Annotated in this window: 10 protein-coding genes; 5 read left to right on the top strand and 5 right to left on the bottom strand. The window is 42.5% G+C overall.

Annotated elements, in window-relative coordinates; all coding sequences use genetic code 11:
- Nucleotides 1-4: 4 nt before the first annotated feature.
- Entirely contained in the window at nucleotides 5-1,183 is a 1,179-nt protein-coding gene (locus AC6UDF_RS00155; protein WP_500723712.1) for an NAD(P)/FAD-dependent oxidoreductase, read from the bottom strand.
- Between the two features lie 261 nt (nucleotides 1,184-1,444).
- Here AC6UDF_RS00155 and hdcA point away from each other — a divergent pair, with 261 nt between their 5' ends.
- On the top strand, nucleotides 1,445-2,380 hold the full coding sequence (hdcA, locus tag AC6UDF_RS00160; protein ID WP_500723714.1) for a histidine decarboxylase, pyruvoyl type: 936 nt from the start codon (nucleotides 1,445-1,447) through the stop codon (nucleotides 2,378-2,380).
- Between the two features lie 8 nt (nucleotides 2,381-2,388).
- Here hdcA and AC6UDF_RS00165 read toward each other — a convergent pair whose 3' ends face one another.
- Nucleotides 2,389-3,057 (bottom strand): MmcQ protein, encoded by a 669-nt coding sequence (locus tag AC6UDF_RS00165; RefSeq protein WP_500723716.1) that lies wholly within the window; start codon nucleotides 3,055-3,057, stop codon nucleotides 2,389-2,391.
- Nucleotides 3,058-3,108: 51 nt separating this feature from the next.
- On the opposite strand from AC6UDF_RS00165, the gene hdcB reads away from it, so the two are divergent.
- The 3 genes from hdcB to AC6UDF_RS00180 all read left to right on the top strand — a co-directional run bounded on the left by hdcB (nucleotide 3,109) and on the right by AC6UDF_RS00180 (nucleotide 5,535).
- Nucleotides 3,109-3,651, top strand: a complete 543-nt coding sequence (hdcB, locus tag AC6UDF_RS00170) for a histidine decarboxylase maturation protein HdcB (protein ID WP_500696344.1) — start codon at nucleotides 3,109-3,111, stop codon at nucleotides 3,649-3,651.
- A gap of 12 nt (nucleotides 3,652-3,663) precedes the next feature.
- Entirely contained in the window at nucleotides 3,664-4,209 is a 546-nt protein-coding gene (locus AC6UDF_RS00175) for a GNAT family N-acetyltransferase (RefSeq protein ID WP_500696345.1), read from the top strand.
- 141 nt (nucleotides 4,210-4,350) lie between these two features.
- Nucleotides 4,351-5,535, top strand: coding sequence for an aminotransferase-like domain-containing protein (locus tag AC6UDF_RS00180; RefSeq protein WP_500696346.1), 1,185 nt, complete (start codon nucleotides 4,351-4,353; stop codon nucleotides 5,533-5,535).
- 43 nt (nucleotides 5,536-5,578) lie between these two features.
- Here the strand turns inward: AC6UDF_RS00180 and AC6UDF_RS00185 are convergent, their stop codons facing one another.
- Both AC6UDF_RS00185 and AC6UDF_RS00190 read right to left on the bottom strand, forming a co-directional pair.
- Nucleotides 5,579-7,627, bottom strand: coding sequence for an LTA synthase family protein (locus AC6UDF_RS00185; RefSeq protein WP_500723718.1), 2,049 nt, complete (start codon nucleotides 7,625-7,627; stop codon nucleotides 5,579-5,581).
- Between the two features lie 134 nt (nucleotides 7,628-7,761).
- Nucleotides 7,762-8,709 carry an NAD(P)H-dependent flavin oxidoreductase gene (locus AC6UDF_RS00190; protein WP_500693283.1) on the bottom strand — a complete coding sequence of 316 codons (948 nt, stop codon included), beginning with the start codon at nucleotides 8,707-8,709 and terminating at the stop codon, nucleotides 7,762-7,764.
- Between the two features lie 225 nt (nucleotides 8,710-8,934).
- Here AC6UDF_RS00190 and AC6UDF_RS00195 point away from each other — a divergent pair, with 225 nt between their 5' ends.
- Nucleotides 8,935-9,846, top strand: coding sequence for an alpha/beta hydrolase (locus AC6UDF_RS00195; RefSeq protein WP_500693284.1), 912 nt, complete (start codon nucleotides 8,935-8,937; stop codon nucleotides 9,844-9,846).
- 878 nt (nucleotides 9,847-10,724) lie between these two features.
- Here the strand turns inward: AC6UDF_RS00195 and AC6UDF_RS00200 are convergent.
- Entirely contained in the window at nucleotides 10,725-11,723 is a 999-nt protein-coding gene (locus AC6UDF_RS00200; protein ID WP_500693285.1) for a LacI family DNA-binding transcriptional regulator, read from the bottom strand.
- Nucleotides 11,724-12,435: the final 712 nt, after the last annotated feature.

Raw genomic sequence — 12,435 nt, forward strand, 5'->3', positions numbered from 1 at the left:
CAATTTAACTTTCTAACATGGTCCGAATGTTTCCGAGTTCAAGTCCGTTCTTCTTGAAGATCATGTTCTTAAAGATTGGGACAATCCATCCCTTTAACTTAAAGGTCATGCCGAACATGTAAATTTCGGCAATTCCACTGTATGGGCCAAGTGAACAAACGGTTCCCATTGATTTGTAGTCGAACTTAATGGCGGGTTTACCATTTAGTTTGTTTAAGAAATCATTGACGGCAACGTCCGCTTCGTAGATGGAAATTTGACCAGTCGTTGGAAACATCCGACCAGACTTGTCATCTTTAACAGCTGAGACGTCACCAATGATGTACTGGTTAGGAAAGTCGTCTAAGCTCATGTTCGTGTTAACGACGACCCGGTTTCGTTTCTCGTTTGGATACTGTGAATCGGGAATAACGTCAGATCCCTTTACTCCAGCGGTCCAGAAGACTAAGTGAGATGGGATGAATTTATCATCTTTACCATAGTAAGCACCATCAGCCGTAATCTTTGACACCGTGTCACCCATGATGAACTTAACGCCCTTCTTTTCAAGGAAGTGTTGCGCGTAGTCACCGAGTTTTTTGTTAAACATTGGCAAAAAGCCCGGAGCGATACAGGTAATTTTGAACTCTTCTTTTTTGAAACCATACTTTTTGGCCCATTTTGGCACCATGTGCACGAGATCCCCTAAAAGTTCGATGCCAGTAAAACCACCGCCGACCACCACGATGTTCAAGAGCTTAGCATCCTTAAACTCATCGTAGGCATCCAGGGTGGTTTGAATCTTCTTGTAGTCAGCGACTGAGTTATCAATGTCACTGATCTGAAGACCAAACTCGTCTGCACCCGGGGTGCCAAACGTTTCGGGTTCAAATCCAAGCGCATTGAACAGGTAGTCGTAACTTAAATCACCGTTGTTTTTCGTTTGGACCGTGTTATCTTTACCATTTACTTTAATAACTTCATCCTCTATGAAATGAATCTTAGGATTGATCATGTCGGTAATTCTAAACATGAGTCGTTCTGGTGCTTCATCTCCTGATGCGACCTTGTAGAGGCCGGTCGAGTCATAATGATAAGCATTTTTATTAACCAAGGTAATGTCTAGATTGGCCTTACTCTTAGCTAAAAGCTTGCAAGCCCTTAATCCAGCGAATCCACCGCCTAGTATTAAGACTTTTTTCATTATTAGGATCTCCTTTCAATACACACCTATTATTGTGTAAATCTTAACATTATTTTAACGCTAATGCTGACATTGTGTCACTCTTTTTATGAGGAAATTTTAATAAAATATTTATTGATTGATAAGAAAGGGAGATAAAATCGTTTTAGTACCGTCATTTGGGCATTAATAAGTGATGTTCCTTGCAAGTGATTTTGAGTTAGGCGATTATGAACGTAGTCTCAAAAGCAAAATAAATTTTCCGCTTATAGGAGGCCAAAAATGGCTAAAATTGACAAAATTTTAAATCAAGAGGGGATTGACCGCATTGCGATTAGTCCTTATCAAAAATATTCACGGGGTTACATGGAGCCAGGAAATCTCGGGACTGGCTATGTTACTGGCCTAAAAGTTGACGCCGGGACCCGCGAAAAGACGGACGATGGCGTCTTGGATGGAATCGTATCTTACGACCGAGCCGAGTGTAAGAACGCCTACATTGGCCAGATTAACATGATGACGGCCTCCAGCTTCACGGGCGTTCAGGGTCACATTCTGGGATATGATCTCCTGAGAAATCCAGAAGTCGATCGGGCACAACCGTTGTTTAAGGTGACCCAGTGGGATGGTTCGAAACTACCAATTTACGATGGGAAACCACTGCAGGATTCGCTGGTAGAATTCTTTGGAACGGCTGACAATCGTCGGCACTATCCAGCTCCGGGGAGTTTCATTATTTGTGCTAACAAGGGCGTGACTGCCGAACGACCAATCGAAGACCGCCCGCTAAAACCGGGTGAAAGTTACGGCGTTTGGTCCGCCATTGCCATTTCAATTGCGAAGGATCCCGTTCATAATTCCTCCATGTTCATTGAGGATGCTGGAACCTGGAACACGCCCAACGAGGACGACCTCGGCGAATTCTTGGCCAGAAGAAGAGAGGCCATCGCGCGCTCGATTGCCCAGTGTGGTCAAGATGCGGGCACTTCGTTTGCCAGTTTGTGGATTGGCTTTGCCCACGTCATGATGAAACCGGGTGAGATTGGCAACGCGATTACCGTTGGACCCTACTTTTCGATTCCAGTTGATGCGGTTCCTGGCGGTTCGATTTTGACTCCAGACGTTGACATGAACATCATGGAGAACCTGAGTTTACCAAAATGGCTTGAAAAGATGAATTACCAGTCAATTGTCGCAGACCAAAATATTCAGTATTAATGTGATAATTATTTGAGAATCCGACTTAAAGATTGAGGAACGTGACGTGGGCCTCTGACGGCTTTAACCCCATGCTTCTTTAGGACGGCCGCGTTAAATTCATTGGGATTAAATCTGGTAAGCAAATGAAGTAACATAACGTAGTGCATGATGATGTTTTTATCGTGGTAGTAGTGCGGCTGATTCACCTCGATGGCCATGCACTTATACGTGATGGCGGAAACTGGTGCCGTCACGTAGATGTAAACTAAATCGCCGATGTGAATGTGAGTGGTTTGTTTCCACATGATGGTGCCGTTTTTGGCGAAGTCTTTTTCTAAGTCAAAGTATTTCGGATTGGCGGGGATGAGCCACTTCGTTCCCGTTTTAACTGGGGCGTAGTCGAAACATTGCTGCGCAATCTTTTTTAAGATGGCAGTGTATTTTTGCCTGATGGTGCTGGCGAAGCCGCCCTCTGGGTTATCAACCCGGAAGTTAGTGTATTCGGCGTGATAATCATCGTCGATTACTTTGCCACTGACCTCGCCATTTTGCTTAACGGTAATGGTGACCGAAAAGTTGATTTGTGGGAGATGAGTGGTGTACGTTAGGACGTTGTTTTGTTTCCTAAAGCCAAAACGAATCAGTTTAGAAACGTCGGGTTTTAGATTAGTAAAGAGTTGTTCTTCGATTTTCATGACGATCTCCTTATGGTTAAAGGCGTGACAGAAAAGTCGTGACAGAAAAGTATGGATAGAAAGGATACGCAAATGCGGATTGGTTTAAATCAGTTTCATGGATTAAAAGCGGTGATTGGCTCAGAGTTTGACCAATATTTAACGGACCATTTGGCAAGAAAACGGGTCAGAGGCTTACTGGTTAATCAGGAAGATTCCGAGACGACCGTCCTGGTCACCACCGGGAACGAATTGATGATTTTTAGAAACGTGGCTGGTACTTTCTCAGACAGCCACTATTCTCAAGCCATGATTGAAAAGATGACGTTTGTAAGCGGCGTTCCAGATGGTGCCTTGAAGTTTCAGATTAATCAGTGCCAATTTGATTATCATCACATCAGATATGGTCGTGTCTACGATTTTACGCAGTCCATTTTAAAACGAAAGCTGACAGCTGCCAAATACGACCATACGATTCGTGGTGAAAGTAATTACCTCACAAACGTTGACCACGGAAAAGAAGTGGACCGCTTGCGAGTTGCCATGCAGATCGGCCAACTGAGTCAGAATGAATACGACGATTTAAACGGCTCAATTTCAAAAGCCGGAAAGTAGGGAAGTGATGAAATGAGGACGGAACGTGTTGACAGTGAGATTGAGTTACGCCTTCCTGACCAGCCAGAAGACGCAAAATTGGTCTATCAGTTAGTAAAGGGGTCACGCGCAATCCTTTCAAAGTGGTTGCCATGGGCGGATGCAATGCAATCAGTTGCCCAGGAGCAGCAATTTTTACACCAAACTCTAACCCATTATCGGGTAGGAAAGTCAGTTAACTTATTAATTATTTATCAGGATCAAATTGCCGGGATGATCAGTTTTAATTCGTTTGATCATGACCAAAAAAGCACGGAGATTGGCTATTGGCTGGGTAACCAATTTACCGAGAAGGGAATCGTTTACCGGGCGCTTAACTTCATGATTGGCTTAGGTTTTCGTGATTATCAGTTGACTCAGATCCACATTAAAGTAGCCGTTGATAATAAGCGGAGTAATCACGTTACTGAACGTGCTGGATTTCGGCTGGAACGGGTCATTACCAATGGAATTGTCATTAACGGCGTAGGCCATGACGAAAATGATTGGGTGAAAAATCCCAACGAATCTAAGGTTTGAGACACCGCACGCATTAGGTCATTTAGATACGTGATAGCGACGCATTTAAGCTGAATGTACTATACTAATAGTGTAATGCTTTAATTACAGTGAACTTTTAAATAATAACTACCAAATGTTTAGTACGGTGAGGCGATTAAAATGGAATTTAGATACGCAAGCGGCGTGCCAGCTCATGTTAGTACGGTAACTTCAGATCTTTTTAAAGCGGCTTCTGATCCCAAGGTGATTTCATTAGGTGGTGGAATGCCAGCTCCCGAGTTGTTTCCGGTTTCAGAGATCCAAAAGGCCGCAAACCAGGTTTTTGAACAGTATGGGCAAACGGTTCTGCAGTACTCGCAGTCGCTTGGTTACGAAAAACTAAGACAGCAGATTGTGGCCATTATGAAAGAACGCCACGTTAATACGACGGTTGCTAACGTTGGCATCGTGACGGGGTCGGAACAGGCCATTGACATTGTTTCCAGGATGTTGATTAATCCTGGTGACGTGGTTTTGACCGAGGATCCAACCTACCTCTCAGCCATCGACGTTTTTAAGTCCTATGGTGCCAGAATCGTTGGCATTCCCATGGACGAGGACGGGATGGAGACAGATGCCTTAGAACAGTTAATCAAAAAGTATCCGCAGGCCAAATTTATCTACACGATTCCTAACTTTCAGAATCCAACCGGACGGACCATGACGGAAGAGCGGCGGAAGAAGTTAGTTCAGATTGGTAAAGAGGCTGGGATTCCAATTCTGGAAGACGACCCATACGGTGCCATTCGTTACGCTGGCAAATACTTACCGCCACTCAAGCACTTTGACCATGACGGTGGGGTAATCTATCTGAGTTCTTTTTCCAAGATTCTAGCACCGGGACTTCGTCTGGGGTGGATCGATGCACCATTAAACTTTATGGACAAGTTCATCTTGTTTAAACAAAATGCCGATTTACATACGGATAACTTAACCCAGTACATCGTGTCCCAGTACTTAGATGACGTGGATATTAACGACCACATCAAGAAGATTACCGATACCTACGAGCATCGGGCTAATCTGATGATGGACCGCATTGATAAGTACTTCCCAAAGAACGTGCGCCACAGTCATCCTGAAGGTGGGATGTTCATCTGGGTTGAAGTTCCCGGAGTGAACACGGAGGAACTGTATCAGACTTGTTTAAAAAACAACGTGGTGTTTGTTCCTGGGTCCTCCTTTTACGCGGGTAAGGTAAAACCAGGGACCTTCCGCTTAAACTTTTCCAACATGAATGACGATGAGATCGATGAAGGAATTAAACGGATGGCAACGGCCATTTCACAGGTATTAAATAAATAAAAGACTAAAATAGCACCTAACTCATGTGAGTTAAGTGCTATTTTTATTTGTCCAGGGAAGCTAAACTCGTTGACTTTTGGCCCAACTGTTTCTCAAGTTGTTTTTCCCGGTTCAATTCATGGTTGTAGTGGTAATCTTTTGGATTAACCGGCTTAAAGCCCTTGAGATGATAGAAACGAAGAAGATTTTCTTTATTCAGCTTATCCGACAGTTCCAGTTCGTGGTTGACCTGGTGCTGGTTCTGATTGATTTGGTTTTGCTGCTTCTGACTTGGATGAAGCTGACGTTTGGTCTGATTATCATAAACCGTGCCGTTCGTGGAGGTGAACTGTGGTGAGACCCAGTCACGGTTTCTAAAGGCAACCACCTGGTCGTGTTGCTTGGAGAAGAGGTCGGTTCCAAACTGAACGTATGGTTTGGAATTAATTCCGAGAAGATGGAGAACCGTTGGTAACACGTCGATCTCACCGCCGTACGTGTGGTGGATTTTACCACCAGTGGTTCCGGGCATGTTAATCATAAACGGAACTTTTTGGATTTGGCTGTGGTCAAAAGCGTTCCAATCGTTTGGTTTGACGCCTAAAAGCGGTGCCAGACTGCGTTCATCCTGGTCCATCAAACCATAGTGGTCACCGTAGATGATAATCATTGAGTTCTTGTCAAGTCCCGTCTGATGCAGGTAGTCGTAAAATTCTTTGACGGACTGGTCGAGGTAGTGGGCGGTAACAAAGTAGTTATTGACCTCAGGGTTGTCAGTGTTGGCGGTCTTAAAGTGCATCTGCCTCTGGTCTTTTTGGTCCAGAACGTATGGCAAATGATTAGTGACCGTCAAGTACTTGACGTAAAAGGGCTGTTGAAGGTTCTCTAAGTACTTGTTGGAATCTTGAAACAGATACTTGTCCTTTAAGCCCATGCCTTCGGTCCGATCGCCCTTCATGTTGTAATCTTTGGAACTAAAGAAATATTGAAAACCAAGCCGTTTGTAGGTGTTGTTACGGTTGTAGAAATTGGCGTCGTTACCGTGGAAAACGGCGGACGTGTAGTTTCGCTGCTGTTTCAAAATAGCGGGAGCTGCCTGAAAGGTATTGTCGTTTCCGTACTGAGAGAACAAGGAGCCTTCGGGAAGTCCGTACGTGCTGGTTTCAAGCATGTTTTCGGCATCGGCCGTTCGTCCCTGTCCCACTTGGTGATAGAAGTTGTCAAACGAGTTGGTCGACTGACTATGGTAAATTTTATTCAGAAAAGGCGTTACCTCCTTGCCGTTAACCTTTTTGTCGATCAAGAACTGTTGAAAACTTTCTAGGTGAATGACGATCACGTTTTTTCCGCGCGCTTTCCCGTACATTTCTGGATTAGGGGCAGCGTAGTGTTTTCTCGTAAAGCCTAAAATGTCATTTAAATCGGACTTCTTGGCGGTTGAGCGCGCAATGTTGGTCTGAATGGACTTGGTCCAGTCGTAGACGGTGTAGTTGTCAATTCCGATGTATTTCACGATGTCATTCTGCTTGCTTTGCGTACTTGACTGAGCGAACAGGTTGGGATTGTCGACGTGAGTAAGAAAAAGGTTGAGAAACAAAAAGAGAACGCCAACCAGGGTGGTTAGTAAGCTAAACTTAAGCTTCAAAGGCTTTTTGTCGATTTTAATAACGCGAAATGCTAGTAACAGGATAATCACGATTAAATCAAGCCAGTAGAGAGCGTCCCATTTGTTGATAAGGGCGGTCGCACTGGTAATTAACCCACCGTTTAAGTTGGAATGACCGGTTGTCATCGTGTCGGCGGTCATAAAGCCCAGAAAACCCCGGAAGTAGACGATGTTTATGTACAGTAAGACGGTGTTTAAGAAGTCAATGAAGATGATAAAAGGATAAAAGAGCTTCGCGGGCTTGAAATACAACGCCAGACTCAGCGTGATGATGATCGCAGCCAGCGGATTGATTAGTAAAATGATGTGCTGCATGCGACTCGCTGGGATGAGGTAAAAGACGTGGTAGTAAGCGTAGAGGGTCTTGAACCAGAACAGGATCACTAACAGGAGAAAGAAGCCCATTCTGGTATTAAAAAGGTTGAGAATTTTCTTAATGATTTTCAAATTGAACGTTCCTTTGTAAGAATTTATGTAATTTATCACATAGGAAACATCTTATCACATTAAGAATTAGCAAAGTAGAATAAAAAAGCTTCAAATGGCTGATAGACACGCCACTTGAAGCTTTTTATTAAGATTTATTTTTGAAAATCCTGCATCATTTCGTCCACTACTGCTTGAACACTCTTGACGTCGTGAATGTTGTTGATACCAACGTCAATTGAAATGACACCGTCATCAAGTTTGCCGTCAAGCATGGCAGGACGAACGCCACCGGCCTTGCGGGTTTGTTCGTAGGTGTCTTTGACGCCATTTTGAAACTCCCTGGCCCACTTATCAGCTAGCGGATTCTTGATTGAACGTTGGTTAGGAGATACTAGGACCACGTCATCAACCGTGGAGTTGATGATTTTTTCTTTGGCATCGTCTGAAGTCCGGTTTTCGTCAGTCACAATGAACCGAGTTCCAACGTAGACTCCCTGAGCACCCAGTGCAAAGGCAGCGCGTACACCACGAACGTCCGTGATACCACCAGCGCCAACGACTGGAATGGAGACGGCATCCACAATGCGTGGAATGGTGGTAAACGTCCCAAGGCCTGTCGTTGGAATGATCCCACCTTCATCGTAACCAGTGGCAATCAGGATGTCGACGCCTAATTCTTCAGCTCTTTGAGCGCCCTTAACGGACGGATTGAGTTCGCGAAAGATTAGGGTACTACCGGATTCCTTGATTTCTTTAAAAAGTTTTGGATTGATGACACCAGAAATGATGAAGATGTTAACCCCAGCGTTAAAAGCAGCTCTAAAGGTCTTATCTGGGTAATCAAACTCATCTTCACTTCCGACAATCATGTTGACAGCAAAGGGTTTGTCGGTGAGCTGTTTGGCCTCTTTAATCTGCTTTTTTAACGTTTCCGTGGCATCTTGAGTGGGACTAGTCTTGCCAGCGTTTGGGCCAAACGTCCCGAGACCACCAGCATTTGAGACCGCAGCGACAAACTTAGCGTCAGTTAGCCAGTTGAGTGACGCCTGAATGATTGGATACTTAATTCCAAGCATTTTAGTTATTGGACTTGTTTTCAATTTAATTACTCCCTACTTATTATTAGTTAGTTATATCTTACATTTTAGTTGAAAGTTAGCTTTAAGCAAACTAAAACGATTTGTGATTAATATAATGACATTCAAATTAATCTGTAACTTGTCTGAAGCTGGCTAGTTACCGGTACCACGCGATGCTTAAAAATTAATCATGATTTGAATCGCTCTGCCCGTATAATGGCAAGTGTTGCAAAAAGGAGCGAAATTATGAAAAAAAGAAAGCTGAAGCGCTGGCACAAAGTTACAATTGCCATCGTAATTACCGTGATTATTTTAATCTTTGTGGGAACCTACTTCCTGTTTAACTTCGCGTTTAAACGGGGTGGATACAGTACGCAGGTCGGCGAAAAGGTTAACACCACTTGGATTAAAGAACAAAAGCCCCAGATTTGGCACCAAACGAACAAGGGTGGCCTAAAACTCACGGCTTACTACTTACCAGCTAAGCAAGCGACGAATAAGACCATGATCGTAATCCACGGTTACGGAAGTACCGGGCACAAAATGAATAACTACATTAGAATGTTTCATGATGATGGTTATAACGTTCTCGCACCCGATGACGAATCATTTGGTCACAGTCAGGGTGAGTACGCTGGTTATGGGTGGAAAGATCGGTCTGACATTGTGACCTGGATGAACATGATTAACCAGAAAATACCGAATGGACGACTTGGCATGTTTGGTGTCAGTATGGGAGCGGCTGCCGTTCTCTTTACTTTGCCAAAGGTCCCGCACAACGTTGACTTTGCGATTACCGACTGTGGTTATAACAGTATTTATGATGAGTTGAAATATGAACTGGGAACGTTGTTTCACCTGCCGACCTTCCCAATCTTACCCATTGCCCGCATCTACGGTGATATTTTTGCTAAGTACGACTTCTACGATGCCGACACGAAGCAGACGTTAGCGCATAATCAAATTCCACTATTCATCATTCATGGCAATGCTGATAAGTTTGTTCCCGTAAAAGACGCCTATATCAATTATAAAAACGACCACGGTCCTAAGAAATTGTGGATTGTGAACCACGCGACACACGCCGATTCTTTGAACAAAGAGGGACAGGTCTACGTTAATAAGACGAGGGCGTTCGCTGAAGAGTATTTTAAATAAACAAAAAAACTAGCAAATTATATTTATAAATAATTTGCTAGTTTTGATTCAGAAGCTAATGGCATAACACTAATGACTAATAATTTAATGCCTTTTTTCATGGTTATCTTCTTCTGTTTTTAAGAACCTATTTAGTTTTATTCCTAGGCGGATACACAAGTACAGTACTAAGATACCTAGTAAGATTAGAAGTACTGTTAACAACAAAGTACCAATCATAAAGAATAAATCAAACCAATTTATCATCTATTTTCCTCCCTTAAATAGAATAATCTAAGTATTACCAAAAATCCAAAAGAAAAAACCCTGGCTTCGCTGAAGAAGTCAGAGCAATTAGGAAGATTCGGCTAGTTAAGTTGACAGTATATTAGTTTTTGGATGCCTGACGCTTGTGAGTTATCGAGGTTTAAAAAGTATCTATATTAGTTAGGGAGTCCGATAAAAATGTTTCTCAACTAGTCGATGAGAGGAGTATATCACCAAAATAATAAAAAGAGACTAATTATGATTTTGAAATAATCATTAAACAAGAGTTAGGACAGCTGAAGTGATTGGCGCGGATGAGCTTGACGATGGTCTAAAGTTTTTTTGAGCTTCGATTAGGCTTAAGATAAGTTTCGTAAACGATTAACTAAACGTGATAGGTGGCGTTTTGGCAGTAAATCTTTCATTATTACTTTGAGTGGGGTTTAAACGACATCTGGTAAGGCATTTTGCCATGTTATTCTTTAGTCGCTCCAAAAAAGATACTTTCACAATGCTTCCTACTTCTGGAGCACACATAGCTTCAAACTCCAAAAAATGCTGCTTCTCAGAAGTGGCACTTTTTATTTATTAGACAAAAACCGGCTAAGCATGGACTTAGTCGGTTACAGATATTATTCAAATTTGGCGTGGACCATGTAGCGTTTTTTACTTGGGTCCACTTTTTTGTTTAAGATGTCGTACATGAGTTGCGCGGCGTATTTTCCCATGGTGTATGCGTCTGTCCTGATACACTTCGTTTTTGGCTGAATTAGGTTAACGATGTTGGAACTCACAAATCCAGTGATGTTTGGAATCTTGTCGCGGTCAATAATGTTGTTACGCAACAACCGGGGCAAAAAGCTTAACAACCACTTTTCCGTTAGACAGAAAATCAAACTGTTGGGTTGCTTTTTTAATTGGCGAACGATTTCATGATAGGCACGATGAAGTGACGTTTTGGAATAACCGGGCTTGACAATTGTAATATCAGGTTCGGGGTAGACGTATTTAATCCCGGCAACGCGCTCTCTGACGACCTTCATCTCGCTTTCGGCGTTAGTAACTAAGATTAACTTGGAAAGTCCCAGGTTGTTTTTAAAGTAGGCGGCGGCTTTCTGAGAAATCGCAAAGTTGTTGATGACGATATTATAAAAAAAGCCATCGTTAATGGATTTATCGGTCAAAATAACGGGGAAACGCGGTTTTAAAAGTTCGGCAATGTCCTTGATGTGGCTGTTGACGGGATGAATGATGGCGCCCCTGATGAGGCTAGTATCTAAGGCTAGAAAGAGGTCGCGTTCGTTTTTGTACTTACTGGCGGAATTAATCAGTAAGGGGATGTACTTGTAAATGGACAGTTGGTCCTGGATTCCCTCAAACATCCTGATTGAAAAGGGATCCTCGATGTCTGATACTCCCACCGCAATGATGCTCCCACTGTCGTTTTGGCGGCTTAAGCCACGCGCCATTGAGTTAGGAACGTACCCGAGGTGTTTGATTGATCGCTTAATGCGATTCGCCGTGTTCTTGGACATCGAGTTCAGATGGTTGTTTAAGAACCGTGACACGGTGGCCGTTGAAACTTTGGCGTGTTTGGCAACTTCTCTAATGGTGACTCGTTTTTTGTTCATTTCTCATTTCCTCAAATTTTATTTCATAACTGCTAACTGCATGGAATTATCATATCTAATAAAATTATAAAAAGCAAAACGATCTCAATTAAGATTGAAATTAAGGTTATTGTTGTTATAAAATTAAGAAAACGGTTAACCGGGCATGCCTGTATGAGGATTAATGAGAAACATGTTTATTTTAAAAAATAAACATGAAATCAATTGAAGTGTTGGTATGACGGGCAACGGGACCATTATTTTTAACCGTTCTTAAAGATTAGTGGAATTGTTTACAGTTTGAATGACGTGTATCGCTTGTAGAAGGGGTCAAGAAGTTTGAGTGACTTTAGCTGTAATTGACCAACTTAATTTAAACAATTTGCGCAAACGCTTAACCACTTAGTCAATCAGATTTTTACGTCATAAAAGGCCGTTATTTATGAAATAACTTGTGGAATTAAAGATTGAGAAGGTGGTTTCATCACTATAATTAAAGATAAATCAAGTTTCGTTTGCGGGAGTTTTGAATGTGAGAAAAGTTTTTCATATTAATCAAAAATAACTAATAACAACAGCTTAGATTGTCGTATGTATATATGTCAGGCCACAAGTATTGAGGGATATAAACATAAATAAATATTAAACACATAATGATAAAAAGATCCTGGCGGTTTCTTTAATATCAAATGAGTTAATTTTCGGGTGGGCCATTTCGGAATTAATACTTGTG

It is taken from the genome of Fructilactobacillus sp. X2R6C1 (assembly GCF_059901295.1).

Excerpts from the sequence above, each read along its gene's own strand:
- AC6UDF_RS00155 (WP_500723712.1), bottom strand. The coding sequence starts at position 1,183 with ATGAAAAAAGTCTTAATACTAGGCGGTGGATTCGCTGGATTAAGGGCT.
- hdcA (WP_500723714.1), top strand. The coding sequence starts at position 1,445 with ATGGCTAAAATTGACAAAATTTTAAATCAAGAGGGGATTGACCGCATT.
- AC6UDF_RS00165 (WP_500723716.1), bottom strand. The coding sequence starts at position 3,057 with ATGAAAATCGAAGAACAACTCTTTACTAATCTAAAACCCGACGTTTCT.
- hdcB (WP_500696344.1), top strand. The coding sequence starts at position 3,109 with ATGGATAGAAAGGATACGCAAATGCGGATTGGTTTAAATCAGTTTCAT.
- AC6UDF_RS00175 (WP_500696345.1), top strand. The coding sequence starts at position 3,664 with ATGAGGACGGAACGTGTTGACAGTGAGATTGAGTTACGCCTTCCTGAC.
- AC6UDF_RS00180 (WP_500696346.1), top strand. The coding sequence starts at position 4,351 with ATGGAATTTAGATACGCAAGCGGCGTGCCAGCTCATGTTAGTACGGTA.
- AC6UDF_RS00195 (WP_500693284.1), top strand. The coding sequence starts at position 8,935 with ATGAAAAAAAGAAAGCTGAAGCGCTGGCACAAAGTTACAATTGCCATC.
- AC6UDF_RS00200 (WP_500693285.1), bottom strand. The coding sequence starts at position 11,723 with ATGAACAAAAAACGAGTCACCATTAGAGAAGTTGCCAAACACGCCAAA.